This window comes from Tateyamaria sp., assembly GCF_039940735.1.
Taxonomy (GTDB): domain Bacteria; phylum Pseudomonadota; class Alphaproteobacteria; order Rhodobacterales; family Rhodobacteraceae; genus Tateyamaria.
In genome coordinates this window covers 96,436-121,604 of the sequence record NZ_JBDVGB010000014.1, presented here as the reverse complement: position 1 = coordinate 121,604, position 25,169 = coordinate 96,436, and the positions used below count along the sequence as shown (strand labels likewise).

The window sequence follows — 25,169 nt, the reverse complement described above, 5'->3', positions numbered from 1 at the left end:
GACCCTTAATCGGGTCGAAATGCGCCCGCCCACCGACCCATTTATGCGAACGTGGCGGCGAAGGTTGTTTGGTATGTTTCGCTCAGCTCGCTCAAAGAGGCCGTTGATCCGCCAATCGACACGGTATCGCCGCTGAATTTGCCGACGCTTTGCAGCGCGACGCCTGCTTGACCTGCCGCGACCATTAGTTCTTCGGCCCGGTCAAAGCTGCACGCGACCAGATAGCGCGCTTGGTCTTCGCCGAACAAGAAAGGCGTGTCGCTGCTGTCTAGGGTGACACCCACGCCACTGGCTTCGGCCAGTTCGAAGGCTGCGAGCGCCAGGCCGCCATCGCTTAGGTCTGTGCAGGCGGTAATGTTGGCGCGGTTGGCGCGGATGAAGTCACCGTTGCGTTTTTCTGCATCAAGGTCGACGGTCGGTGCGTCACCTTCGGCGCGTGCAAAGACTTCTAACAGCAGTGCGGATTGGCCCAAATGCCCGTCCGTGTCGCCGATCAAAAGCGCGACGTGACCTTCGCGTACGTCGCACCCGATGGTGTCGTCGGGGTGTGCAATTAGGCCGACAGCGCCGATGGTTGGCGTTGGCAGGATCGCTGCGCCGTCCGTTTCGTTGTAAAGTGAGACGTTGCCCGACACGATTGGCATATCAAGGGCTGCGACGGCTTCGCCGATGCCTTGGATCGCGCCGACAAGTTGGCCCATGATTTCGGATTTTTCGGGGTTTCCGAAGTTCAGATTGTCTGTGGTCGCCAAAGGTGTTGCGCCCACAGCTGTGAGGTTGCGATAGGTTTCAGCCACCGCTTGTTTGCCGCCCATGACAGGGTTGGCTTTGACATAGCGCGGCGTCACATCCGAAGTGAAGGCTAGCGATTTATCGGTGCCGTGGACCCGTACAATGCCGGCCCCAATGCCCGGTGTGCGGGCGCTGTCGGCCATGACCATGGTGTCGTATTGTTCAAACACCCATGCTTTTGAGGCGTAGTTTGGGCTGGCGAGCAGGGCTTTTAACCCGTCAATCGGATCGACGCTGACCACATCGCCCAGCGGTTCAGCAGCTGGCGTTGGCACCCATGGGCGGTCGTATTCTGGCGCGGTGGAGGCCAGTTTCGACAGCGGCAGGTCTGCTTTGGTTTCGCCGTTCAATTGTATCAGGAACCGGTCTTCGGCGATTGTTTCGCCTACGATGGCAAAATCGAGGTCCCATTTGTCGAACACGGCTTTGGCTTCGGCCTCAAGTTCGGGGCGCAGGACCATCAGCATGCGTTCTTGGGATTCGCTGAGCATCATTTCGTAAGCGGTCATGGCGGTTTCACGCACTGGCACCAATTCCAGATCAAGGCGCACGCCAAGCCCGCCCTTGTCGCCCATTTCCACGGCAGAGCAGGTGAGGCCGGCTGCCCCCATATCCTGAATGGAAATCACAGCGCCTGTTGCCATCAATTCCAAGGTCGCTTCCATCAGCCGTTTTTCGGTGAATGGGTCACCCACTTGGACTGTTGGGCGTTTTTCGTCGATGGTGTCATCAAACTCGGCCGACGCCATAGTCGCGCCGCCAACGCCGTCGCGGCCCGTTTTCGCGCCAAGGTAAACAACTGGCATGCCGACGCCTGAAGCCGCCGAATAGAAAATCTTGTCCGCATCGGCCAGACCGGCTGCGAATGCGTTCACAAGGCAGTTGCCGTTGTATGCGGGATCAAAGCGGACTTCGCCGCCCACACATGGTACGCCGAACGCATTACCATAGCCCCCAACTCCGGCCACGACGCCGTGTACAAGTTGGCGGGTCTTGGGGTGGTCTGCTTCGCCAAAGGACAGGGCGTTCATCGCAGCAATCGGGCGCGCGCCCATGGTAAAGACATCGCGCAAGATGCCACCAACACCGGTGGCCGCCCCTTGGTATGGTTCGATGTAAGACGGGTGGTTGTGGGATTCCATTTTGAACACAACGGCCTGCCCATCGCCGATGTCGACGACTCCGGCGTTTTCACCGGGTCCACAGATGACTTGGGGTCCTTCGGTTGGCAAAGTGCGCAACCATTTTTTCGAGGATTTGTAAGAACAGTGCTCGTTCCACATCGCGGAAAAAATGCCCAACTCTGTAAACGATGGGGTGCGCCCGATGATGTCGAGGATTCGCGCATATTCATCTGCGCTGAGGCCATGGGCCGCAATCAGGTCATCAGTAATTTGTGGTTCTTGCATGTGTATCGCCCCCGCCGCGCCTTTGGACCGCTCTTTAGAGCAGGCAGCGCCAAGGGGGAAGAGGGGGAGGGAGGTTCTGCCATGGTCTGCGGCAATTGGTTTTGTTTAAAGGGCATGCAAGCGCCGATTGGAACGTTTTGACCATTGATTGAGGGCAATGCCTGGGGCGTTGCTGCTCTTTGTTCGTGAACCGAAGTCGATGCCCTAAGTTCTTTTGCGTTGCAGTAGAAAAACCTCGATCTGACGCGTGCGGTCGGATGTCGAAAAGTTGGCTTTGTTCCGGACACGCTGTTTGTTGTCGGCAAGCACGAGGTCAGCGCCGCGCAGCGTTAGATTGTCAGTGATTGTTGTGACGACAACAGAGTCGCTGCGACCGCGAAAGATGGATCCTCGAAATACGCGCAGAAACATGCGGGTTTGGTCTTGGCCGATGTTAAGGCCGTTTGTGGTGCCGACATAAGCGCCATCTGATGTCAGCACGCGGATGCCGCTTTTGCCAGCGATTGCGGATATTTCGGCGGCGCTTAGCTTTGCCTGAGCAACGGCAGCAGGCAGGGCGAGCAGAGCCGCGACAGTAAGGGTCGAAAGGGTTCGTTTCAGGGGACGCATGGTTTTCATCCTTTACATGGTGCCCTGTACAGATTGGGCCATAGCCATAGAAAACAAAGGTTTCGTCACAGCTTCGTGTCGCGCGTGTCACGTTGCCTCGCGGAAATTTGGCTGCATTGTCAGTGAATAAAATGACCAGCGGTGATCAGGGGCGCGTTGTACCGCGCACATCGACATCAATCGAAGTGCGGGCCGCCCCTGTAAAGGAGTGGCCAAAAAAAAAGGCCGAGCACGAAGCTCGGCCAAGTCCAACAGGGAGGTGAAGATGGCGCATACGCGCCGTGTCTCTTCAATAGTCGAAATAAGTTTGCGTTTGCTGCATTTCAAGGCATTTTGCACAAGGTCGATGACATGCCCGCTATGCGTCTATCGCATGGCTTAGGCATTTTTCTTTGCGCGCAGCACCTTACGGTAAGCAGTGATCTCTTCTTGGACAAAGTCCCGAAAGGCCGCAATCCGCTTGGATTGGCGCAATTCCTCGGGGTAGGCGAGGAAAACAGGAATATCGACCGATTCGACCTCTGGCAAGACTTGTACAAGACGGGGATCTTCGACGCTGACATAGTCGGGGAGCACCCCGATACCAAGATCCTGAAGGGCGGCTTGCAACACCCCGAAATAGTTGTTCACGGTCAGTATGCTGCCCACTTCGTTGGTGAGCAGCGATTGGACAAGCGTGGAACTGGCGCCGACTTGTGCGGCGTGCACGCTTTGGCAGATTAGGCGATGCTCGATCAGGTCATCTAGAGAATTCGGCATTCCGTTGGCATACAGATACTTTTGCGTGGCAAATAACTGCATCTTGACCGTCATCAGACGTTTGCGGATCAAATCCGCTTGGCTTGGTTCTTTCATGCGGATTGCCACGTCAGCTTCGCGCATAGGTAGATCTAGTACGCGTTCTTCCAGCATGAGATCGACACGGATGTCGGGGTATTTTTCATATAATTTTACCAGACGGGGCGCGAGCCACAGCGTGCCAAATCCAATCGTGGTGGTCACGCGCAAATCGCCAAACACTTCTTCTTCGCTGTCGCGGATACGCGCGCTGGCCGTATCGAGACGTTTGTTCATCGAACTGGTCGCGTCGTGCAGCAATTCGCCCTGTTCCGTCAGGATAAGCCCGCGGGCATGGCGGTGGAACAATGTGGCGTTTAACGATTCCTCTAGCCCGCGAATCTGGCGAGACACGGCCGATTGGCTAAGGTTCAGCTTGTCGCCGGCATGCGTCAGGCTGCCTGCTTCGGCGACCGCGTGAAAGATGCGAAGTTTGTCCCAGTCCATTTGCACACTCGAATTCGTTACTGTTCTTGATCTTTGGCAATGGTATTCCACAGCCCATATGCCTTGTACCACAAGAATGTGATATTATCTGTATACAGGTAAGTATTTGTGACCTATTATTGTCCGAAATATATGCAAGACTGATCGCGGCGGGGGAGGCCAGCTATGAGCAAGCAACAGATTTCCTTGAATGATCGGTATAACTTGGACAAAAGCCCGGTGCTTTTGAACGGCACGCAGGCGCTGGTACGCTTAATGTTGATGCAAAAAGCGCGTGATGTTGCAGCTGGGCTGAATACCGCCGGGTTAGTGACAGGTTATCGTGGTTCACCCCTCGGGGCTGTCGATATGCAAATGACGCGCGCGGCCAAATCGTTGGCTGAGGCCGAGGTCACCTTTCAACCGGGCCTGAACGAAGATTTGGCCGCCACCGCCCTATGGGGCGCGCAACAGGCCGAGTTGCGGGGCGAGGGCAAATACGACGGTGTTTTTGGGCTTTGGTACGGCAAAGGGCCCGGCGTAGATCGGTCTGGCGATGTGATGCGCCATGCCAACATGGCTGGGTCATCTGCCAAGGGTGGCGTGTTGATGGCGATGGGGGATGACCATACGGGTGAATCCTCGACCGTGCTGCACCAATCCGAATTTGCGATGGTCGATGCCTACATGCCCGTGGTGTCACCTGCCGGTGTGCAGGAAATCATGGATTACGGCCTTTATGGCATCGCGCTTAGCCGTTTCGCAGGTGTCTGGGTTGGGCTGAAGACCATGAAAGACACGATCGAGGTCACATCAGTGGTCGATGGTGATCCGCATCGGCTTTCATTTGTGGACCCTGACTTTGCCATGCCCGAAGGCGGGCTAAACATCCGATTGATTGATGATCGCGTCGATCAAGAGGCGCGCTTGATCGATTACAAACGCTTTGCAGCTGAGGCGTTCGCCAATGCCAACAAGATGGACAAGCGGATGCACGGCAAGCCGGGAGCCAAGATCGGTTTTGTCGCGGCGGGCAAAAACTGGCTTGATTTGGTGCATGCGCTGTCGCTGCTGAACATCGACGCCGCTGAGGCAGATCGGCTTGGTATTACGACCTATAAGGTCGGTCAAACGTGGCCGCTGGACATGAAGGGCTTTAACGATTGGGCAGAGGGGCTGGATCTGATCATCGTGATTGAGGAAAAGCGCAAACTGCTTGAGGTGCAAATCAAAGAGGCCCTGTTTGACAACCGTCAGGGACGGCGTGTGTATGGCGGCACCAAGGATGGCGAGGTGTTCTTTGGCGCGAAATGGGCGCTTGATCCGGTCGAGATTGCGACCAAGCTTGGTCAGGTGTTGATCGACGAGGGGCGCAACAGCGACGGTATCGCCGCTGGTTTGCTGGTGTTGGACGAGGCGCGCCGGTCCGACAATGCCGAGGAAATTGCAGCGCGCTTGCCCTATTTTTGTTCGGGCTGTCCGCACAACTCATCCACCAAGGTACCGGATGGCAGCCGCGCTTATGCGGGCATCGGATGCCACTATATGGTGCAGTGGATGGATCGCGAGACACTGGGAAATACCCATATGGGGGCGGAAGGGGCGAATTGGATTGGTGAAGCGCCGTTTTCCACGCGCGGCCATGTGTTCCAGAACCTTGGGGACGGGACGTACAACCATTCGGGGGTGCAGGCGATCCGTGCGGCTTTGGCAGCAGGCACCACGATCACCTACAAAATCCTGTATAATGACGCCGTTGCCATGACAGGTGGGCAGGGCAATGAGGGCGGGCTTGATCCTTATCGCATCGTCAACGAGGTCCGCGCGATGGGCTGCGAAAACGTTGCAGTGGTTTATGATGATAAAGAAGACGTGGAAATCGCGCGCTTTCCTGTCGGCGTTGAAACCCATGAGCGCGCCAATTTGCAAGCTGTACAAGAACAGTTTGCAAAGACGGACGGTGTGTCAATTATCGTTTATGTGCAGACCTGTGCCGCTGAAAAACGCCGCCGCCGCAAACGCGGTACGTTCCCTGACCCGGACAAGCGCGTGTTTATCAACACGGATGTCTGCGAGGGGTGCGGCGATTGTGGGGTCCAATCCAATTGTGTGTCCATCGTTCCGGCTGAAACCGAACTGGGGCGCAAACGTGCCATCGATCAATCGAGCTGCAACAAGGATTTTTCCTGCGTCAAAGGGTTCTGTCCGTCCTTTGTAACCCTTGAGGGTGCACAGCTGAAAAAGCAGGCGACCACGACGCTGGATTTACCTGAATTGCCCAAGCCTTTGCTTCCGGCCATTCGCGGCACTTGGAATGTTGTGATCACCGGAGTGGGGGGCACGGGCGTTGTCACCATCGGCGCTGTCATGGCGCAAGCCGCCCATATCGACGGCAAAGGTGCCGGTATGATGGAGATGGCAGGCCTTGCTCAAAAGGGCGGCGCGGTTCACATCCACTGCCGCCTTGCCAATGATCCGCAAGACATCAGCGCCATTCGCGTGGCAACGGGCGAAGCTGACGCGCTGATTGGCGGTGATCTTGTTGTCAGCGCTGGGGCCAAGACGTTGGGGCTGACATCATCTGGACGCACGGGTGCAGTGGTCAACAGTCATGAAATCATCACGGGCGACTTTACGCGTGATACAGAATTTTCGTTGCCGTCGGATCGTTTGTCGCTTGCGCTTGAGGCGCGCATGCAGGGGAAGGTTGATATGTTTGACGCCTCTGACTTGGCCAAGGCGAGCCTTGGGGATTCGATCTTTTCCAACATGATGATCTTTGGAGCGGCGTGGCAGCGTGGTTTGCTGCCTTTGTCGCACGACTCGATTATGGCAGCGATTGATCTGAACGGTGCGGCTGTCGACAAAAACAAGCGTGCCTTTGACATCGGGCGCTGGGCGGTGCTGCATCCGGAGGAGGCCAAGCGGGTTTCGGAGCCGAAAGTGGTCGCTTTACCCAAGACGGTAGAAGACAAGATTACCTTTCGGGCGGATCATCTGGTCAAGTATCAAAACGCGCGCTTGGCCAAACGTTATCGCAAGTTGGTGGATGGCATCAGTGATCCGGCGCTAAAGGAAGCCGTCGCCAAAGGGTTCCACAAGTTGCTGGCCTATAAGGACGAATACGAGGTCGCGCGCCTGCATCTTGAGACCGAAACAAAAGCCCGCGAACAATTCGATGGGGATTTCACAATGAAGTTCCACCTTGCCCCGCCATTGGTCTCAAAGGACGGACCAAACGGGCGGCCACTCAAAAAGGAATATGGCCCGGGGATGATGCGCAATTTCCGTCTGTTGGCGCGGCTAAAGGGGTTGCGCGGTACGCCGTTTGATCCGTTTGGGCGCACAGAAGAACGACGCATGGAGCGTGCACTGATCAAACAATATGCCGCTGATATCACCCGCGTATTACCTTTGCTAAGCGATCGGACGCGCGATGCGATGGTGGCGTTGGCGTCCCTGCCGCTAGACATTCGCGGCTTTGGCCCTGTGAAACTGGCCAACGAGGCAAAAGCGGCCAAGCGGCGCGAAGAACTGTTAAGTGTCATCGCATCAGGTGGCGCCGTGCAGGTGCAAGCGGCAGAGTGATGGGACTGCATGCACTTTGCACGCCACTTAGGCGGGATAAGCGACCTTTTGCGGTAAGTTAAACATCGCGCGCTTTCGTGCTTTGCACAGGGGGCGTGCCACTTTAAGAACCCGGTATCCGTGTCATCAGGTGAGACTGAACCGTCATGTCGAACAGCCAACGTCAGATAGCCCGTGACATTTCCTATGCGCATTCGGCAGGGACGAAACCGGGGCGCGCTTTGATCCGTTTGATGGAAAACACCACCGGGCGTTTGCGCCTTATCAAACGCGCCGAAGGGTACGAGCACGAAGTCGCGGCGGGCCGGGACTTTTGGCAAGTGATGGTCGAACGTTATGGGCTCAGCCTTGATGTGATTGGCGGCAGCTTGTCGAATATTCCCAAAGAGGGGCCGCTCATTTTGATTGCGAACCACCCTTATGGGATCTTGGATGGTTTGATGATGGGGCACATCCTGTCCATGCTGCGTGGTGATTTTCGCATTCTGGCCAACAGCGTGTTTCGCAAGGCCGAAGACCTGAACCGCATTGTGTTGCCCATTTCGTTTGATGACACCCGTGCGGCGATGCAGCAGAACATTGAAACGCGCAAAACGGCGTTGAACTATTTGGCCGATGGTGGTGCGATTGGCATCTTTCCTGGCGGTACCGTCAGCACGGCCGTCAATCCGTTTTCGACCAAACCGATGGATCCCGGTTGGCGCGGTTTTACGGCGCGTATGGTGGCCAAATCCAATGCGACGGTAGTGCCGCTGTTTTTTGAGGGGCACACCAGCCGATTATTCCAGATTGCCAGCCACATGCACGCCAATCTGCGCATGGGTTTGTTGATCCGCGAATTCCGCGAACGGGTGGACACACCTGTCAAAGTGGTCGTTGGTGATCCGATTGATCGCGCGCGACTTGATCCTTTGGCCAAAGAGTCCAAAGCCATGATGGAATTCCTGCGCAAAAGCACTTATGAGCTGGCACCGGGCCCGGTCAAACATTTTGATTTGGGCTATGAATTTGAGGATAAGCATCGCAGCCCCGGCGGCTGAAGAGTGCAAGAGTAGGGCCGGAGGCTGCGAATATGGCGATAGGCGTTTTTGATTCAGGGTTAGGGGGGCTGACTGTGATGTCTGCCGTTCAGGACCGTCTGCCGGACGTAGAATTTGTGTATCTCGCGGACAGTGCGCATGCCCCTTATGGGGTACGCACAGCGGATGACATTTATGATCTGACCTGTGCGGCGGTTCAACGCTTGTTTGATGCGGGCTGTGATTTGGTCATTTTGGCGTGCAACACGGCCTCGGCGGCGGCGTTGCGGCGTATGCAAGAATCCTGGGTTCCTGCGGACAAGCGGGTGTTGGGTGTGTTTGTTCCGATGATCGAAGCGCTGACAGAGCGACAGTGGGGCGACAATTCGCCCCCGCGTCAGGTTGGGGTGCAGCATGTGGCGCTGTTTGCCACGCCCGCAACGGTATCGAGCCGTGCGTTTCAGCGCGAGCTGGCGTTTCGCGCCATCGGTGTCGATGTCGAAGCACAAGCCTGTGGTGGCGTCGTCGATGCGATCGAAGACGGTGATATGATTTTGGCAGACGCGCTGGTGCGCAGCCATGTGGATGCACTTAAGCGTAAAATGCCTGAACCGCAGGCGGCCATTTTGGGCTGCACGCATTATCCGTTGATGCAGGCCGAATTTCAGGATGCACTTGGACCGGATGTGTCTGTTTACAGTCAGGCTGACCTCGTGGGGGAAAGCCTTGCCGATTATCTGGAACGCCACCCCGACAAGATGGGGCGCGGTGCATCTGCCTATCTGACCACAGGTGATCCTGCGCAGGTCAGTCGGCGAGCGACACAGTTTTTGCGACGACAGATCACGTTTGAAGCCGCTTGATCCTGACCTTATCGAAAGACTGACATGACGTATTCTATCGCAATTCTGGGCGCTTCTGGTTACACGGGCGCCGAACTGATCCGGCTGATTTCCGGGCATTCATCTATTGAAATCAAAGCGCTGGGCGCGTTTTCTAAGGCCGGGCAAAGCGTGGCTCAGGTGTATCCGCACCTGCGTCATTTGGATTTACCGCCCATGGTAGCCTTTGATCAAATAGATTGGACTGGCATTGATCTGTGTTTTTGCGCATTGCCGCATAAGACCAGCCAAGAAGTCATCAGTGGCCTACCTAAGTCACTGAAGATTGTGGATTTGTCCGCCGATTTCCGGCTGCGTGATGCTGAAGAATATCAGAAATGGTACGGTAACCCGCATGCCGCTTTGGAGATGCAGGGCGAGGCGGTCTATGGGCTGACTGAATTTTACCGCGATGAAATTTCGGCCGCGCGTTTGGTGGCTGGCACAGGCTGTAATGCGGCGACGGGGCAGTTTGCTTTACGTCCATTGATTGCAGCCGGGGTGATTGATCTCGATGAAATCGTGCTGGACTTAAAGGCCGCTGTGTCGGGCGCGGGGCGGGCGCTGAAGGAAAATCTGCTGCATGCGGAACTGTCCGAAGGATATCACGCCTACGCGCTTGGTGGTACGCACCGCCATTTGGGTGAATTCGATCAAGAGTTTTCTAAGGTGGCAGGGCGCGATGTGCGCATTCAGTTCCAGCCGCATCTGATTCCGGCCAACCGGGGTATCCTTGGCACCGCTTATGTGCGCGGCGATGTGCAGGCGGTGTATGAAACGATGGTGGCCGCATACGCGGATGAGCCGTTTATCGAAGTGCTGCCTTTGGGTGAAGCCCCAAGCACGCGTCACATCCGCGGATCGAACTTTTGCTACATAGGTGTGGCGGCAGATCGGTTGCCGGGGCGGGTTGTTGTGGTGGCCGCGCTCGACAACCTCACTAAAGGGTCATCGGGGCAGGCGTTGCAAAATGCCAACCTGATGCTAGGTATATCAGAGACAGAGGGGCTGATGATGGCCCCACTATTTCCTTGATATACTAAGTGAGCCGATGAAAAGCCTGAAAAAACAACGTCGTATTCAAGTTATCGCCCTTGCTGCGGTGGCGTTGACTGTGTCCACAGGTTTGATTGGGTATGCGATGCGCGATGGGATCAACTTCTTTCGCGCGCCAAGCCAAATTGTGGCTGAGCCACCCGGACCGTCCGAGACATTTCGTATTGGCGGTCTGGTCGCAGAGGGCAGTTTGATCCGAGGTCAGGGGGAATCGATTCACTTTGAGGTGACGGATGGCGGTGCTTCGGTGCCTGTGGTCTATACCGGGGTGTTGCCTGATCTGTTTGAAGAAAACCAAGGTATGGTTGGCACGGGACGTTACATCAATGGCGTCTTTGAAGCCTCTGAAATACTTGCGAAACATGACGAAACTTATATGCCCAAGGAAGTCGTGGACGCGCTGAAAGAACAGGGCGTTTATGTGGACCCAAACGGCTAGCGTACGCAGCAGTTAACTCGCGTTAACCAACCTTGCTGCAACTTTACCCCAACGTGCCGAACGACAGCCGATTGGGGGCCAGTGATGCAAAGCGTCAAAGATATTGCCAAAGAGATTGTGGACCGCGAAGGCGGTTATGTGAACGACCCGGACGATCCGGGTGGGGCCACTAATTTTGGTGTGACGATCCACACGATGCGCCGCCTTGGACTTGATCTGGATCGTGATGGCGACGTCGATGTGGCCGACGTGAAGCGGCTGACGCGGGCTCAAGCGGTTGATATATTTGTAACGCATTATTTTGAGCGGCCCTTGATCGCGGAGCTGCCAGAGTCGCTGCATGCCACGGTATTTGATATGTATGTGAATGCAGGTGGCAATGCCGTTAAAATCTTGCAGCGTTTGGTGCACGAGATGGGGCATGTCTGCACTGTTGATGGCGCTTTGGGGCCGCAATCGATTGCGGCGGTTCGGGCGGCTTTTGCCGCGGCGCCTCAGCATCTTGTGGATGCTTACGGTGTTGCGCGGCGCAATTATTACTTTTGCATCGCGGATCGCCGCCCGGCCAGCCGCAAATATGCGCGCACGCGGGCAGGGGGCAAAGGCGGTTGGATCAAACGGGCCGAAGAGTTCATCTCGCCCCGGTTTCATCTGAGCGCTGTGCAGTTTCAGGAAAGGGTTGCGACATGGGGTTGATGGATCGGATGTTTGGCGTGCTGTTTGGCAGTGGCACCAATGTGGTCAAAGACACCGTCGAAGTGTTTCGCGAGAACGCCGAGGCGGGATCGGCGCGCGCGCATGCAGTGCAAGTGCAGGCGATGAAGGAATATGGCGCAGAGTTTGTCACGCCGCGCCAAGGGTGGTTTGATCGTTTTATGGATGGTTTGAACCGTTTGCCGCGTCCTGCATTGGCTTTGGGGACTCTTGGCCTGTTTGTGTCTGCGATGGTGGCGCCCTTGTGGTTTGCCGAACGCATGCAGGGCATTGCGTTAGTGCCCGAGCCGTTGTGGTGGTTGCTTGGGGTCATTGTGTCGTTTTACTTTGGTGCGCGTCACCAAGTGAAGGCACAGCAATTCCAGCGCGAGATTGTTGGCACAATGGCGCATGTGCCCCAAGTGATGAAAAACGTTGCGGCCTTGCGCAAGTTGCGCGCGCAAAGTGTTGGTGTTGCGGCCACGGGCGAAGATGCGCGTTTGACGGCGGCGGCGATTACGCCTGACGTAAATTCGGCGCTTGAAGAGTGGCGACGTAGGGGATGATCTCCGTTGGGACGCTTCGCCCCCCGGGTGTTCTGAGCCTGTCGCAGGGGATGGGAGGTGGCATAAATGGGCGTATGGCGGTCTTGTGAACGGTGACACGCCTTTGTAGCATTGGCGGTGGGGCCGGGACAGTCTATGATCTTGGCATGATTACAGAACTCGGACACTTCGCCCTTATCCTCGCCTTTTTGGTGGCAATTTTGCAGACCTTTGTGCCGATGTATGGCGCTTGGCGACGCGATGCGCGGTTGATGGCGGTCGCAGAACCTGCCGCGAGTGCGCAGTTTTTACTGATTGCCTTTGCATTTGCGGCGTTGATGTACGCCTTTATCGTATCGGACTTTTCACTGCGGCTTGTTGTGTTGAACAGTCATTCGGCCAAGCCGATGCTGTACAAAATTTCCGGCACTTGGGGGAATCACGAAGGGTCGATGTTGCTTTGGGTGCTGATTGTAGCCTTGTTTGGTGCGACAGCGGCGTGGTTTGGTGACAATCTGCCGCCCACATTGCGCGCGCGTGTTTTGGCGGTGCAGGGGGCCATTGGTGTTGCGTTTCTAGCCTTTATTCTATTCACTTCAAACCCGTTTTTGCGTCTGGCTGTGCCGCCCTTTGATGGGCAGGATTTGAACCCGCTGCTGCAAGATCCTGGTTTGGCGTTTCATCCGCCGTTTTTGTATTTGGGCTATGTGGGCCTGAGTATGGCGTTTTCCTTTGCCGTTGCAGCCCTGATCGAGGGGCGCGTGGATGCGGCATGGGGGCGTTGGGTGCGGCCTTGGACGTTGGCGGCTTGGGTGTTTTTGACCATCGGGATCGCGCTAGGGTCTTGGTGGGCCTATTACGAACTTGGCTGGGGCGGTTTCTGGTTCTGGGATCCAGTTGAAAACGCTTCGTTCATGCCATGGTTGCTGGCGGCTGCACTGGTTCATTCGGCAATCGTTGTTGAAAAACGCGAAAGTCTCAAAAGCTGGACCATTTTGCTGGCGATCCTTGCCTTTGGCTTTTCGTTGATCGGAACATTCATCGTGCGTTCGGGGTTGCTGACGTCGGTGCATGCCTTCGCCAATGATCCCGAACGCGGCGTGTTCATCTTGATGATCATGGGCTTTTTCACAGGCGGTGCGCTGGTTCTGTTTGCCATTCGTGCCAGCACCATGGAGGCGCGTGGCGTGTTCAGTATGGTGAGCCGCGAAAGCGCTTTGGTTGCCAATAACGTTCTGTTGGCAGTGGCCTGTTTCGTTGTCTTTGTGGGCACGATGTGGCCGCTGGTGGCCGAGATGTTCTTTGATCGCAAGCTAAGCGTTGGGCCACCATTCTTTAACCTCGCCTTCACACCATTCATGGTTCTGTTGGGCTTGATCCTGCCTGTGGGGGCGATGATGCCGTGGAAACGCGGGCAGATCACCAAAGCGATGCGCCCGCTGCGCTACGTGTTTGTGCTGGCCATCGCCGTTGCCGGGTTGGTCTGGGCGTTGCAAACGGGGCGCAGTTTGATTGGGCCGTTGGGTGCATTCTTGGGTGCGTGGCTGGTCATGGGCGCGATGATTGATTTGGGCAGCCGGACTGGGCAAAAGTTTAACGCCGCCCGATTGCTACGCTTGCCGCGTTCGGATTGGGGCAAGGCTGTGGCGCATGGCGGGCTGGGCATTACAATGCTGGGTGTAGCCGGGCTGACGTCGTGGGAATCCGAAGATATTCGCGTCGCCCAAGTTGGTGTCCCTTTTGAAGTCGGTGGATATACACTGACGTTGAACACCGTCGAAGAAGGCGAGGGGCCAAACTACCTGTTCACCAAAGCGTTTGTCACTTTGGGCAAAAATGGCCGCGTGATTTCACAGTTGGAGCCTGAAAAGCGGGTATATCCCATCGCTCAGATGCCCACCACCGAGGCTGCGATTGACTACAATCTGGCGCGGGATGTCTACGTTGTGATTGGCGATGAACAGGTCAACGGAGGCTGGGCGGTGCGTACTTATATCAAACCGCTGACCAATTGGATTTGGATTGGATGTGGGTTGATGGCGCTTGGCGGGTTCTTGTCGCTAAGTGATCGACGGTTCCGCGTTGCCGCCCCTGCGCGCAAAACGGTCAAAAAAGCGGTGCCTGCGGAATGATACGTCTTGCTATCGCCCTATGGTTCGCGTTGAGCAGTGTCGCGCTGGCTTTTGATCCATCCGAGATGCTGGATGATTCGGCCCTTGAGGCGCGCGCGCGTGGGCTGGATCATGCGATGCGATGCGTCGTGTGCCAGTCGGAATCTGTTGCCTCGTCCAATGCGCAATGGGCGATTGACGCGCGCCGTGTGATCCGTGAACAAATCGTTGCTGGGTTGACGGACACGCAGGTCGAGGACTTTTTTGTCGAACGTTACGGCGAATTTGTTCTGATGGCGCCGCGTACTGGTGGGTCCAATTGGCTGCTATGGGCCGCGGGGCCGCTGATGTTTTTACTGGCTGCGGGTGCCGGTTTTGGCTATTTGCGCGGGCGCGCCACCGAAACAGCAACCGCTGATCCGGGTTTAAGCGCCGAAGAATCCAAGCGTTTGGCGGAAATTCTCAAAGATTGACGGCGCGTCGGGGCTTTTCTAACCCAATCGGTTTGATATGCATGTTTTTGAACCCACAAGGGGAAGAGGGCGCGTATGAACTATGATACTCTGACTTATGAATTGGAAGACGGCGTGGCGTTGATCACGCTGAACCGTCCGGATGTGATGAACGCGCTGACAACGCAAATGCGTGCTGAAATTCAGCACGCGGTACTTGCTGGCGGTAAAGAAGGTCGTGTTGTCGTTCTGACGGGCGCCGGGCGTGCGTTTTGTTCGGGCCAAGACCTTGGGGATCGCGCCAATGCTGCGAACCTTGATCTTGAGCGGACTTTGCGCGACGAGTACGCGCCCATGTTGCGCGCAATTGTTGACTGTCCGGTCCCGACCATTGCGGCGGTGAACGGGGCGGCTGCGGGGGCGGGGGCTAACCTTGCGCTGGCGTGTGATGTGGTGATTGCCACAGAAAGTGCGTTCTTTTTGCAGGCCTTTACCCGCATCGGTCTGATCCCGGATGCCGGGGGCACCTATGTGCTGCCGCGCACCATGGGCATGGCCAAGGCGATGGGGGCTGCATTGTTCGCAGACAAGATCACCGCGCGTCAGGCTGATGCGTGGGGTATGATTTGGGAAGCGATTGCAGACGGCGAATTCGACGCCCATTGGCGTGCCCGTGCTGCCCATTTGGCACAGGGTCCGACCAAAGCCTTTGCATCCGTCAAACGTATTATTCGCGACAGTTGGGGCAACGACTTTGAGGAGCAATTGGCCATCGAGGCATCTGAACAAGGTGCCTGCGGTCAAAGCCGCGATTTCCGCGAAGGTGTGTTGGCTTTTGTCGAAAAGCGCAAAGCGGATTTTGAAGGGCGTTAATTACACGAAAACGCAAGCGCCCCAGATGGGACGCTTGCGCAAAAACACAGTCAGCACAAGGCTGTGGATCAGGACAAACGTTCCAACAGAATCGCGGACTCAGCGGTGAGATCGAAGAAATCGTTGCCAGGGAAAGTGGCGACGGTTTCACCGTCGACGTCCAAGGTGGCCAATCCGTTTTCATCTTCGCCAAAGTTGACATTGGGTTCGATCGGGCCGGTGTAGGAATAGATGATTGTGTCCTCGGCCGGAGTAAATCCGGTGATCTCAACCGGGGCGTCAGGATCGACCCATTCGCCAACGTTCACAACGTCTTCGCCAAGACCCGTGTCGACAACATCGTTGCTGCCAGCGATGATCGCGTCGTCGCCAAAGCCACCATTCAGAGTGTCGGCTTCCATTGGATCAGCTGTCAGGTCATTGAAGCTGTTGATTTCGGCATCGGTGAGCGTGCGACCTTGCAGCGTGGCTTCTAGGCTGGCGTTAAACAGGCCTTCTCCATCGATGATGTCAGCGCCTGAAATTGTGTCGTTACCCACATCGCCGTTGATTTCATCTTCTCCGGCGTCGCCAAGGATGAAATCAGCGCCCGATTGACCGCGCAGAAAATCATCACCATCACCGCCCAAAATCAAATCGTTATCTTCACCTGCAAAGATACTGTCGTCACCGTCGCCGCCAATTACGACATCGTCACCGGCACCGGCAAACACCGTGTCATCCCCATTGCCGGGTTCGATTAGATCGGCGTCGGATGTGCCTACTGCGCTCATGCCATCCGTGTCCGTTTCGTCGCCGCCCATGTCGACGGTGCCCATGTCTTCGTCGTTTTGAGAGCCTTCGGCGCTTTCTGAGTCATCATCGTCTACAAGATTGACGATCAAACCGATGCCCAATAGCCCCAAAATCGCAAATCCAAACATGTTTCGTCCCTCGTTAACTAATTCAGAAGGCTCTGATCACGTAAGTTTGAAGGGTTGTCAAATCTTGTGTGAATTTGTTTCGTTAGTTTAAACAATTCTGGTCAAAGTATTGGATTGAAATGAAAACCGCCCCCTGATGATCAGGGGGCGGTTTCAAATTTAGCGCTTTTCGATGTCGACGTAGTCGCGTTCGGTTTCACCCAAATACAACTGACGCGGACGCCCGATTTTGTTTTGTGGATCGGCAATCATTTCTTTCCACTGCGAAATCCAACCAACGGTGCGCGACACTGCAAAGATCGGTGTGAACATCGATGTGGGGAAGCCCATCGCTTCAAGGATAATGCCGGAATAGAAGTCCACATTGGGGAACAGTTTCTTCTCGACGAAGTACGGATCAGCGAGTGCCGCCTTTTCCAGTTCCTTGGCCACCTGCAGCACGGGGTTGTCTTCGACGCCCAACAGGTCGAGGACTTCGTCAGCAGACTGCTTCATCACAGTCGCACGTGGGTCGCGGTTTTTATAAACGCGGTGACCAAAACCCATCAGGCGGAACGGGTCTGATTTGTCTTTGGCGCGGGCGATGTATTCAGGGATGCGATCCACGGTGCCGATTTCCTTGAGCATCTCAAGGCAGGCTTGGTTCGCACCACCGTGGGCAGGGCCCCAAAGACAGGCGATACCTGCAGCGATACACGCAAACGGGTTGGCACCCGAGCTAGACGCCAGACGCACAGTCGAGGTCGACGCGTTTTGTTCGTGATCCGCATGCAGCGTGAAAATCCGGTCCATCGCGCGGCTTAGGATCGGGTTGACCACGTAATCTTCGGCAGGGACGGCAAAGCACATGCGCAGGAAGTTCGAAGCGTAATCCAGATCGTTGCGCGGATACACAAAAGGCTGACCAACCGAGAATTTATAGGCCCAGGCCGCAATGGTTGGCATTTTGGCAATCAAGCGGTGGCTGGCGACTTCGCGTTGGCGCTCGTCTGTAATGTCAGTGCTGTCGTGATAAAACGCAGACATCGCGCCGACCACGCCGGTCATAACAGCCATCGGGTGGGCATCGCGTCGGAACCCACGGAAAAAGTTCTGCATTTGCTCGTGCAGCATCGTGTGGTTCGTGATTGTTGATTCGAACTTTTCCAGTTCCTTGGCGTTGGGCAGTTCACCGTATAGCAAGGAATAGCACACTTCGAGGAAGTGAGACTTTTCAGCCAATTGGCCAATAGGATAGCCGCGGTGCAATAAAACACCTTCGTCGCCATCAATGAACGTGATCGTGCTGTCGCAGCTTGCAGTCGAAGTAAAGCCAGGATCATAGGTGAACACGCCCGCCTGACCGTAAAGCTTGCGGATATCCAGCACATCTGGCCCAGCTGTGGGCGAATAGATCGGCAATTCGTAAGAATCTTCGCCAATCGTGAGCGTCGCAGATTTAGTGGTGTCAGCCATCAGGGTCGTTCCTTTCATCGCAGGGCAGCTAGGCTGCCTCGTGGGGCGCCGCAGGTGCGACGACCGTCTATAGACTGTCGACCGTAAACGACGAGTAACTCGCTTCAGATCGCAGCATCATTTAAGCGGGCAAGGGTTTCTTCTCGCCCCAGAACCAGCATCATATCAAAAACCGAAGGCGTCACGGCCCTGCCTGCTAGGGCCGCGCGAAGGGGGCCTGCAAGTTTGCCGAATTTAGTGTCCTGCGACATCGCAAAGTCGTTCAGGACTGCCTCCAAACTGTCACGGTCCCACCTAACGCTTTGCAATTCCGACGTCAATTGGTTCAGCATACCATGGGATACCGAATTCAGTGCCTTTTGCGCTTTTTCATCTGCTGTGATTGGGCGTTCTGTCAAGATAAAGTGCGCTTTATCAAGGAGTTCTGGGAATGTCTTCGCGCGTTCTTTGACGATAGGAAGTGCGGCCAGCAGTCCTTTGCCTTGTGAAATTGTGATCGCAGGCTGTTCAGCGGCGCGCAAATAGGCGGAAATTTCATCCAGCAATGCAGCATCATCGCCTTGGGCCATGTGCTGACCACAAATATTTTCGAGTTTTTTGACATCAAAGCGCGCAGGGCTTTTGCCGATGTTGTCCAAATTGAACCACGCGCGGGCCTGTGCATCGCTGAAAAATTCATCGTCGCCGTGGCTCCAACCCAGCCGGGTAAGATAGTTGCGCATGCCTGCGGCAGGGTATCCCATTGCTTGATATTCCTGCGCGCCCAAAGCGCCGTGGCGTTTTGACAGTTTCTTGCCGTCCGGCCCGTGGATCAGCGGGATATGCGCCCAGACAGGAACATCCCAGCCCATCGCGTCATAGATCATCATCTGGCGCGCCGCATTGTTCAGGTGATCGTCACCACGGATGACGTGGGTGACACCCATATCGTGGTCGTCCACCACAACGGCCAGCATATAAACCGGCGTTCCATCGCCGCGCAGCAACACCATGTCATCAAGCTGGTCGTTGCGGATGGTCACATCGCCTTGCACCTGATCGCGGATCACGGTTTGCCCATCACGAGGCGCTTTGATGCGAACAACAAATGGGCCATCTGGATGCGTATCCGGGGCCGCATCGCGCCAAGGCGAATGATAAAGGGTCGAACGCCCTTCGGCCTTTGCGGCTTCGCGGAAGGCGGCGATGTCGTCTTGGGTCGCGAAACATTTGTATGCTTTGCCCTCAGCAAGCAGCTGATGTGCCACCTGAGCGTGTCGGCCGGCGCGTTCGAATTGGCTGATGACGTCGCCGTCATGATCAAGACCAAGCCACGCCATCCCATCCAAAATCGCTTGGGTCGCTTCGGGGGTGGATCGCGCGCGATCAGTATCTTCGATCCGCAACAGGAAAGTTCCACCATGGCGACGGGCGAACAGCCAATTGAACAGCGCCGTACGTGCGCCGCCGATATGCAGAAAACCAGTGGGCGAAGGGGCGAAACGGGTGACGACGGCTTGGGACATGGGGATGTGTTTACCTTTGTTTAACCATGAAGGTTCTAACGTTGGTGTCGTGATACTCACCATGGGCGACAGGGGCAAGCATGGGACCCAACGGGCGGTTGCGCCAAATGATGTTGATCCAGCGTGGGCACCTTTTTGGATGGCTGCCTGTCGGCATGGCCTGCGGCATCGCGCTGTTCTTTGGGCTAAAGTTTGAACCGTCCGCTGTAATGATCTTAGGCGGGGCTGTCGCCGTTGTGGGGCTGGCGGTATTATCACGCACACTGGATCAGGCGATTTCGCCCGTCACAGTGTTTATGGCCTTGATCGCGTTTGGTTTTGTGATGGCGGCGTGGCGCGCGCATTCTGTCGCGGCGCCTGTGTTGACATGGCGTTACTACGGCCCAGTCGAGGGGCGAATTGTCGGTATAGATCGCAGCGGATCGGACGCTGTGCGTTTGACATTGGATAGGGTCAAATTAGATCGGGTGAGCTCGGCCAAAACACCTCACCGCGTGCGCATTTCACTGCATGGAAACGGGGCCCTCGGAATCGCACCTGAACCAGGCCTGCGGGTGATGACGACGGCACATCTTAGCCCGCCAAGCGGACCTGTCGAGCCCGGTGGTTTTGATTTTCAGCGCCATGCGTGGTTCGCCGAATTGGGGGGCGTTGGATACACCCGCGTGCCACTTTTGGCGGTGTCACAGGCCGAATTCGACCTGCGCCAAGAGGTGTTTCGCATCCGCATGGCCGTTTCGGCGCGCGTGCGTGCGGTGCTGCCCGCTGATGTCGGAGGTTTTGCAGCCGCGGTGACCACCGGGGATCGCAGTGGCATGTCCAAAGACGCGTTGGATGATTTGCGGGCCTCGAACACGGCGCATTTGCTGGCAATTTCAGGCCTGCACATGGGGTTGTTGTCGGGGTTCGTCTTTGCGGGGCTGCGATTGGTTTTTGCGCTGATTCCCATGATCGCACTGCATTGGCCCGCACGTAAAATGGCCGCTGTGGGCGCGTTGATCGCGGCCTGTGTGTACCTCGCATTGTCTGGGGGTAATGTCGCAACCGAACGGGCCTTTATTATGGTGGCCGTCGCGCTGTGTGCCGTTCTGTTTGATCGGCGTGCCTTGTCACTGCGCGCTGTGGCCATTGCGGCGATGATCGTTCTGGCGCTGCGACCCGAAGCTCTGATGGGGCCTGGATTTCAGATGTCTTTTGCTGCGACCACAGCATTGGTTGCCGTATTTGGCTGGATGAGAGACGGGCGGATCACTTTGGGCCCCAAATGGGCACGACCCATTCTGGGGGTTGTGCTGTCTTCAGCTGTGGCGGGGCTTGCGACGGCCCCAATCGGAGCCGCGCATTTCAATGCCGTGGCGCACTATGGGTTGATTGCGAATCTCGCAAGCGTGCCTTTGATGGGGGTGTTTGTCATCCCGGCGGCTGTTCTGGCGCTGGTGTTAGCGCCGCTGGGCCTTGATTGGATCGGGTTATGGATCATGGGATGGGGGCTGCGCTGGATTTTATGGGTGGCCGACACCGTGGCGGGACTTGATGGCGCGCGCGGATATGTGGCGGGACCGAACGCATGGGTGCTGCCCATAATGGCGATTGGGGCGTTGGTTTTCATATTGTGGCAGGGGCGAACGCGCTTTGTCGGGCTTGCCGCGATCGGCATGTCCCTTGCGTTGTGGCAGGTTGGCCAACGACCAACTGTATTGATCGCAGATACGGGCGGCCTGATTGGGGTGATGACGGATCAAGGGCGCGCGCTCAGCAAGGAAAAGGGCGCTGGTTTTGTGGCGCGTAATTGGTTGGAAAACGACGGTGACGGGGTAGCACAGGACTTTGCCGCGGCGCGATGGCCTTCTGTCGATCTAGCGGGACTGCGCCTTGTCCATCTCAGTGGCAAACGGGCCGCTGCCGCGTTTCAAAGCTGTGCACAAGGCGACATTGTGGTGATGAACACAGATCCCGAGGGCAAGATGCTTGACAACTGCCTTGTGCTAGACCCCAAAGTGTTGCGCACAACAGGTGCCGTCGCAATCATCGGGCAGGGGGCTGGCGCACGCATTGTATCCGCCCGCGATATAGGTGGCGACCGTATGTGGTCTGGCTGGGCGCGCTATCCTCAAACACTATTGTCGCTAAAAAAGCGTTTAAACCTCTTGGCAAAGAAAATGCAGTAAGGCGGACCTATTGGTCCGCCCCACCGCGTCACAAATATTCGGATCAATAGGTGCGGATCAAACCGACCAATTTGCCCTGCACTTTGACCTGCCCCACAGGGAACACTCGCGTTTCATAGGCGGGGTTGGCCGCCTCAAGCGCGATCGTATCGCCTTTGCGATTATAGCGCTTCAGCGTCGCCTCGTGATCTTCGACCAAAGCAACAACAATATCACCGTTTTCCGCAGCCGATGTTTCACGGATCACAACAACATCACCGTTGTTAATCCCGGCTTCGATCATGGAATCGCCTTTGACTTCAAGGGCGTAGTGTTCGCCCTGACCCGACAACATTTGCCCGGGGACAGCCACGGAATGGGACACTTCGGAAATGGCCGAAATCGGCACACCCGCTGCAATGCGACCCATGACTGGCAATTCAACCGCATGGGCACCATCCACCGCCATGGCAGAGGCAGGCGCAGGACCGTCCGGTTTGTCGCCATCAATCACGCGCGGCGTAAAGCCAGCTGTGGTGCTGGACCCACCCAAACTTTCGGGCAGTTTTACAACTTCGATGGCGCGGGCACGGTGTGCAAGGCGGCGAATAAACCCGCGTTCCTCAAGTGCCGTGATCAAGCGGTGAATGCCCGACTTTGATCGCAAATCAAGCGCTTCTTTCATTTCATCAAAACTGGGCGGCACACCATCGCGCTGCACCCGTTTATGAATGAATTCCAGCAGGTCCAGCTGCTTCTTGGTCAACATAGGCCATCCTCCGAATAAAACCGTCCACCTGTCAGTGGTTTGGGTTTGTTCTACGGACGTTCTCGTTTTGTGTCAACAATTAGCTGAGTGTTATCACATCAACCATATCGCCAGTGCTGCGCTGCGCGTCGTTTGGAGGGCGCACGATCAGCGCATTTGAGCGCGCAAGAACAGTCAAAAGTGAACTGTCTTGTGCACCCGCATCGCGCACGGCGCCATTTTCGATGATGGCGCGCATATAGTGCTCGCGCGGTCCATTGGCGGCAAGGTCGCCCCCCAACGGCATGGATTGGCGTGGGGTCAAAGTATGGCCCAATCCCTGCATTGCAGCCAGCATCGGCTCGACAAATACCGTACCACAAACCATAGCCGATACCGGATTTCCCGGCAGACCAACCATCGGCGTGCCATTCAAACGGCCTGCCATCAACGGTTTGCCCGGACGCATCGCAACTTTGTAAAACGCGCGTTCCATTCCCAGATCACCAGCCACCTGCGCGACCAGATCGTGATCACCAACAGAAGCACCACCAATGGTGACGATCAGATCGGCGCCTTGGGCCAATTCCAAAACGGCCGTCAGCGACGGGATCGTATCGCGCGCAATCGGCAAGATGCGGGGGATTGCGCCCATGCCCTCAAGCATTGCGGCCAAACCATAGGTGTTTGAGGCAATGATTTGATCCGGTCCCGGCGTTTCGCCGGGCACAACCAATTCGTCGCCTGTCGAAATCAACGCCACCACGGGGGCGCTGCGCACAGGCACTTGGGGTATGTTCATTGATGCCAAAAGGGCCACGTCACCGGGGCTAAGACGGCGGGGCGCGTCGAGCACCATGCCTTTTTCAAAATCCACGCCAGCTGGGCGGATGTTGTCCTTGGGGCCGGGATCATCGGTGATCGAAATCATGTCGCCGCTGCGTGTCACGTCTTCTTGGATCACGATCTTGTCGGCACCATCGGGCACGGGCGCGCCGGTAAAAATGCGCACGGCTTGACCGGGCTTTAACGTGCCATCCCAACGCGACCCGGCGGCAGACTCACCTACGACTTTGAATTGCGCATGAAGATCCGCCTCGACCCCTTTTAGGGCGTAGCCGTCCATGGACGACGCTGCAAAAGGCGGCTGTGTGCGATTGGCGGTGACGGGTTCAGCCAACACGCGACCCGCTGCGGCGCGCAGGGGCACAGTTTCAACTGGTAACAGATCAGCAAGGGCAAATAGCTGATCGAGTGCCTGATTGACCGTGATCATGAGGCTTCGAACCGACCGGATTTGCCGCCGTCTTTTAGAACCACGCGCAGGCCACCGATCTCCATCGCTTTGTCCACGGCCTTGGCCATGTCAAACACGGTAAGGGCGCAGGTCGATGCCGCTGTCAGCGCTTCCATTTCTACGCCGGTTTGGCCGGTGGTTTTGACCGTGGCCGTGATGCGTATGCCGGGCAAGGTCGGATCCGCCTCGAGATCGATCGCGACTTTTGAGATCGGCAATGGGTGGCACAGCGGGATCAGATCAGATGTGCGCTTAGCGCCCATGATGCCGGCCAGCCGAGCGACCCCCATGACGTCGCCCTTTTTGGCGCGTCCTTCGGTAATGATATCAAGAGTCTCTGGCAGCATCCTAATCCAAGTTTCCGCCACTGCGATCCTGTCGGTGATGGCCTTATCGGACACATCGACCATGTGGGCCGCCCCTTGCGCATCAAAGTGAGTAAGCGCCATTTACATGCCTCCGCCAGCGGTCAAAGGATTGGCCAGCAGCGTGCGCGTGGCGGACATAACGTCGTCTTGACGCATCAAGCTTTCCCCAATCAAAAAGGTACGCGCACCGTACATCGCCAGATCGGCCAGATCGGCGGGCGTGTTCAACCCGCTTTCCGCCACAATAGTGCGATCCGCAGGCACTTGTTTTGACAATATACGCGTGGTGTCGAGGGTGGTTTCAAAGGTCTTGAGGTTGCGATTGTTGATGCCCATCAGCGGGCTTTTCAGCACAGAAGCGCGGGCCAGTTCATCTGCGTCGTGGACTTCGATCAGCACATCCATATCCCATTGCAGTGCAGCGTCTTCGAGCTCGATAGCTTGGGCATCGCTGACCGAGGCCATGATGATCAATATGCAATCGGCCCCAAGGGCGCGGGCTTCGGCCACTTGATAGGTGTCGTACATAAAATCCTTGCGCAAGGCAGGCAGATCACATGCGGCGCGGGCTTGGGTCAGGAAGTCTTTGGCACCTTGAAAGCTGGGTGTGTCGGTCAGCACCGAAAGGCAGGTTGCACCGCCATCTTCATAGGCTTTGGCAAGTGCTGCGGGGTCAAAATCTTCGCGGATCAACCCTTTGGAGGGCGAGGCCTTTTTGATTTCAGCAATCAGGCCATAGCCTTCGCGATTGGCGCGTTGCAACGCGTCTGCAAAGGGGCGCACGGGGCTGGCCGCTTGGGCTTCGGCCTCAACCGCTTCGAGTGGTTTGACGGCTTTATCAGCCGCGACCTCTTCCAGTTTATAGGCTTTAATCTTGTCCAGAATTGTATCGGTCATAAGTTTGGTTCTTTTTGCGAGTGAAGACGCGGGGGCCAGCCCATCGTCCATTGTTCTTGAACCAATGGCGAACAATGGACAATCCCCCGGAGTTTATTT

21 protein-coding genes are annotated in these 25,169 nt (G+C 56.5%); 11 read left to right on the top strand and 10 right to left on the bottom strand.

Annotated features, from left to right (window positions below; translation table 11 throughout):
• Nucleotides 1–41 precede the first annotated feature (41 nt).
• The 3 genes from purL to ABJF76_RS02525 all read right to left on the bottom strand — a co-directional run bounded on the left by purL (nucleotide 42) and on the right by ABJF76_RS02525 (nucleotide 4,094).
• The gene (gene purL / locus ABJF76_RS02535) at nucleotides 42–2,201 is read right to left on the bottom strand and encodes a phosphoribosylformylglycinamidine synthase subunit PurL (RefSeq protein WP_413821382.1); all 2,160 of its coding nucleotides are present in this window, start codon (nucleotides 2,199–2,201) and stop codon (nucleotides 42–44) included.
• Between the two features lie 204 nt (nucleotides 2,202–2,405).
• Entirely contained in the window at nucleotides 2,406–2,810 is a 405-nt protein-coding gene (locus ABJF76_RS02530; RefSeq protein ID WP_413821383.1) for a hypothetical protein, read from the bottom strand.
• 378 nt (nucleotides 2,811–3,188) lie between these two features.
• Nucleotides 3,189–4,094 carry a LysR family transcriptional regulator gene (locus tag ABJF76_RS02525; protein WP_413821384.1) on the bottom strand — a complete coding sequence of 302 codons (906 nt, stop codon included), beginning with the start codon at nucleotides 4,092–4,094 and terminating at the stop codon, nucleotides 3,189–3,191.
• Between the two features lie 165 nt (nucleotides 4,095–4,259).
• On the opposite strand from ABJF76_RS02525, the gene ABJF76_RS02520 reads away from it, so the two are divergent.
• From ABJF76_RS02520 to ABJF76_RS02475, 10 genes are all read left to right on the top strand, one after another.
• A complete protein-coding gene (locus tag ABJF76_RS02520) occupies nucleotides 4,260–7,661 on the top strand; it encodes an indolepyruvate ferredoxin oxidoreductase family protein (protein WP_413821385.1) in 3,402 nt (1,133 codons plus the stop codon).
• Between the two features lie 146 nt (nucleotides 7,662–7,807).
• On the top strand, nucleotides 7,808–8,701 hold the full coding sequence (locus ABJF76_RS02515; RefSeq protein WP_413821386.1) for a lysophospholipid acyltransferase family protein: 894 nt from the start codon (nucleotides 7,808–7,810) through the stop codon (nucleotides 8,699–8,701).
• 32 nt (nucleotides 8,702–8,733) lie between these two features.
• On the top strand, nucleotides 8,734–9,543 hold the full coding sequence (locus tag ABJF76_RS02510) for a glutamate racemase (protein ID WP_413821387.1): 810 nt from the start codon (nucleotides 8,734–8,736) through the stop codon (nucleotides 9,541–9,543).
• Between the two features lie 24 nt (nucleotides 9,544–9,567).
• Nucleotides 9,568–10,596 (top strand): N-acetyl-gamma-glutamyl-phosphate reductase, encoded by a 1,029-nt coding sequence (gene argC, locus ABJF76_RS02505; RefSeq protein WP_413821388.1) that lies wholly within the window; start codon nucleotides 9,568–9,570, stop codon nucleotides 10,594–10,596.
• A 16-nt stretch (nucleotides 10,597–10,612) separates the two neighbouring features.
• On the top strand, nucleotides 10,613–11,056 hold the full coding sequence (gene ccmE, locus ABJF76_RS02500; RefSeq protein ID WP_413821389.1) for a cytochrome c maturation protein CcmE: 444 nt from the start codon (nucleotides 10,613–10,615) through the stop codon (nucleotides 11,054–11,056).
• An 84-nt stretch (nucleotides 11,057–11,140) separates the two neighbouring features.
• On the top strand, nucleotides 11,141–11,752 hold the full coding sequence (locus ABJF76_RS02495; RefSeq protein ID WP_413821390.1) for a holin-associated N-acetylmuramidase: 612 nt from the start codon (nucleotides 11,141–11,143) through the stop codon (nucleotides 11,750–11,752).
• Nucleotides 11,743–12,315 carry a holin family protein gene (locus ABJF76_RS02490; RefSeq protein WP_413821391.1) on the top strand — a complete coding sequence of 191 codons (573 nt, stop codon included), beginning with the start codon at nucleotides 11,743–11,745 and terminating at the stop codon, nucleotides 12,313–12,315. Before ABJF76_RS02495 ends, ABJF76_RS02490 begins: the two co-directional genes overlap by 10 nt.
• A gap of 146 nt (nucleotides 12,316–12,461) precedes the next feature.
• Nucleotides 12,462–14,426 (top strand): heme lyase CcmF/NrfE family subunit, encoded by a 1,965-nt coding sequence (locus ABJF76_RS02485; protein ID WP_413821597.1) that lies wholly within the window; start codon nucleotides 12,462–12,464, stop codon nucleotides 14,424–14,426.
• Nucleotides 14,423–14,878 carry a cytochrome c-type biogenesis protein CcmH gene (locus ABJF76_RS02480; RefSeq protein WP_413821392.1) on the top strand — a complete coding sequence of 152 codons (456 nt, stop codon included), beginning with the start codon at nucleotides 14,423–14,425 and terminating at the stop codon, nucleotides 14,876–14,878. Before ABJF76_RS02485 ends, ABJF76_RS02480 begins: the two co-directional genes overlap by 4 nt.
• A gap of 75 nt (nucleotides 14,879–14,953) precedes the next feature.
• Nucleotides 14,954–15,730 carry an enoyl-CoA hydratase-related protein gene (locus ABJF76_RS02475; RefSeq protein ID WP_413821393.1) on the top strand — a complete coding sequence of 259 codons (777 nt, stop codon included), beginning with the start codon at nucleotides 14,954–14,956 and terminating at the stop codon, nucleotides 15,728–15,730.
• Nucleotides 15,731–15,798: 68 nt separating this feature from the next.
• Here the strand turns inward: ABJF76_RS02475 and ABJF76_RS02470 are convergent, their stop codons facing one another.
• From ABJF76_RS02470 to gltX, 3 genes are all read right to left on the bottom strand, one after another.
• Nucleotides 15,799–16,653, bottom strand: a complete 855-nt coding sequence (locus ABJF76_RS02470; RefSeq protein ID WP_413821394.1) for a calcium-binding protein — start codon at nucleotides 16,651–16,653, stop codon at nucleotides 15,799–15,801.
• A 159-nt stretch (nucleotides 16,654–16,812) separates the two neighbouring features.
• A complete protein-coding gene (gltA, locus tag ABJF76_RS02465; RefSeq protein ID WP_413821395.1) occupies nucleotides 16,813–18,108 on the bottom strand; it encodes a citrate synthase in 1,296 nt (431 codons plus the stop codon).
• Between the two features lie 104 nt (nucleotides 18,109–18,212).
• Nucleotides 18,213–19,613, bottom strand: a complete 1,401-nt coding sequence (gene gltX / locus ABJF76_RS02460; protein ID WP_413821396.1) for a glutamate--tRNA ligase — start codon at nucleotides 19,611–19,613, stop codon at nucleotides 18,213–18,215.
• An 80-nt stretch (nucleotides 19,614–19,693) separates the two neighbouring features.
• On the opposite strand from gltX, the gene ABJF76_RS02455 reads away from it, so the two are divergent.
• Nucleotides 19,694–21,781 (top strand): ComEC/Rec2 family competence protein, encoded by a 2,088-nt coding sequence (locus ABJF76_RS02455; RefSeq protein WP_413821397.1) that lies wholly within the window; start codon nucleotides 19,694–19,696, stop codon nucleotides 21,779–21,781.
• A gap of 43 nt (nucleotides 21,782–21,824) precedes the next feature.
• On the opposite strand, the gene lexA is transcribed toward ABJF76_RS02455, so the two are convergent.
• The 4 genes from lexA to trpC all read right to left on the bottom strand — a co-directional run bounded on the left by lexA (nucleotide 21,825) and on the right by trpC (nucleotide 25,070).
• Nucleotides 21,825–22,529 (bottom strand): transcriptional repressor LexA, encoded by a 705-nt coding sequence (gene lexA / locus ABJF76_RS02450; protein ID WP_413821398.1) that lies wholly within the window; start codon nucleotides 22,527–22,529, stop codon nucleotides 21,825–21,827.
• Between the two features lie 79 nt (nucleotides 22,530–22,608).
• Nucleotides 22,609–23,784 carry a gephyrin-like molybdotransferase Glp gene (glp, locus tag ABJF76_RS02445; protein ID WP_413821399.1) on the bottom strand — a complete coding sequence of 392 codons (1,176 nt, stop codon included), beginning with the start codon at nucleotides 23,782–23,784 and terminating at the stop codon, nucleotides 22,609–22,611.
• The gene (gene moaC / locus ABJF76_RS02440; protein ID WP_413821400.1) at nucleotides 23,781–24,254 is read right to left on the bottom strand and encodes a cyclic pyranopterin monophosphate synthase MoaC; all 474 of its coding nucleotides are present in this window, start codon (nucleotides 24,252–24,254) and stop codon (nucleotides 23,781–23,783) included. Before moaC ends, glp begins: the two co-directional genes overlap by 4 nt.
• Nucleotides 24,255–25,070 carry an indole-3-glycerol phosphate synthase TrpC gene (gene trpC / locus ABJF76_RS02435; protein WP_413821401.1) on the bottom strand — a complete coding sequence of 272 codons (816 nt, stop codon included), beginning with the start codon at nucleotides 25,068–25,070 and terminating at the stop codon, nucleotides 24,255–24,257.
• Nucleotides 25,071–25,169 lie beyond the last annotated feature (99 nt).

Excerpts from the sequence above, each read along its gene's own strand:
- purL (WP_413821382.1), bottom strand. The coding sequence starts at position 2,201 with ATGCAAGAACCACAAATTACTGATGACCTGATTGCGGCCCATGGCCTC.
- ABJF76_RS02530 (WP_413821383.1), bottom strand. The coding sequence starts at position 2,810 with ATGCGTCCCCTGAAACGAACCCTTTCGACCCTTACTGTCGCGGCTCTG.
- ABJF76_RS02525 (WP_413821384.1), bottom strand. The coding sequence starts at position 4,094 with ATGGACTGGGACAAACTTCGCATCTTTCACGCGGTCGCCGAAGCAGGC.
- ABJF76_RS02520 (WP_413821385.1), top strand. The coding sequence starts at position 4,260 with ATGAGCAAGCAACAGATTTCCTTGAATGATCGGTATAACTTGGACAAA.
- ABJF76_RS02515 (WP_413821386.1), top strand. The coding sequence starts at position 7,808 with ATGTCGAACAGCCAACGTCAGATAGCCCGTGACATTTCCTATGCGCAT.
- ABJF76_RS02510 (WP_413821387.1), top strand. The coding sequence starts at position 8,734 with ATGGCGATAGGCGTTTTTGATTCAGGGTTAGGGGGGCTGACTGTGATG.
- argC (WP_413821388.1), top strand. The coding sequence starts at position 9,568 with ATGACGTATTCTATCGCAATTCTGGGCGCTTCTGGTTACACGGGCGCC.
- ccmE (WP_413821389.1), top strand. The coding sequence starts at position 10,613 with ATGAAAAGCCTGAAAAAACAACGTCGTATTCAAGTTATCGCCCTTGCT.
- ABJF76_RS02495 (WP_413821390.1), top strand. The coding sequence starts at position 11,141 with ATGCAAAGCGTCAAAGATATTGCCAAAGAGATTGTGGACCGCGAAGGC.
- ABJF76_RS02490 (WP_413821391.1), top strand. The coding sequence starts at position 11,743 with ATGGGGTTGATGGATCGGATGTTTGGCGTGCTGTTTGGCAGTGGCACC.
- ABJF76_RS02485 (WP_413821597.1), top strand. The coding sequence starts at position 12,462 with ATGATTACAGAACTCGGACACTTCGCCCTTATCCTCGCCTTTTTGGTG.
- ABJF76_RS02480 (WP_413821392.1), top strand. The coding sequence starts at position 14,423 with ATGATACGTCTTGCTATCGCCCTATGGTTCGCGTTGAGCAGTGTCGCG.
- ABJF76_RS02475 (WP_413821393.1), top strand. The coding sequence starts at position 14,954 with ATGAACTATGATACTCTGACTTATGAATTGGAAGACGGCGTGGCGTTG.
- ABJF76_RS02470 (WP_413821394.1), bottom strand. The coding sequence starts at position 16,653 with ATGTTTGGATTTGCGATTTTGGGGCTATTGGGCATCGGTTTGATCGTC.
- gltA (WP_413821395.1), bottom strand. The coding sequence starts at position 18,108 with ATGGCTGACACCACTAAATCTGCGACGCTCACGATTGGCGAAGATTCT.
- gltX (WP_413821396.1), bottom strand. The coding sequence starts at position 19,613 with ATGTCCCAAGCCGTCGTCACCCGTTTCGCCCCTTCGCCCACTGGTTTT.
- ABJF76_RS02455 (WP_413821397.1), top strand. The coding sequence starts at position 19,694 with ATGGGACCCAACGGGCGGTTGCGCCAAATGATGTTGATCCAGCGTGGG.
- lexA (WP_413821398.1), bottom strand. The coding sequence starts at position 22,529 with ATGTTGACCAAGAAGCAGCTGGACCTGCTGGAATTCATTCATAAACGG.
- glp (WP_413821399.1), bottom strand. The coding sequence starts at position 23,784 with ATGATCACGGTCAATCAGGCACTCGATCAGCTATTTGCCCTTGCTGAT.
- moaC (WP_413821400.1), bottom strand. The coding sequence starts at position 24,254 with ATGGCGCTTACTCACTTTGATGCGCAAGGGGCGGCCCACATGGTCGAT.
- trpC (WP_413821401.1), bottom strand. The coding sequence starts at position 25,070 with ATGACCGATACAATTCTGGACAAGATTAAAGCCTATAAACTGGAAGAG.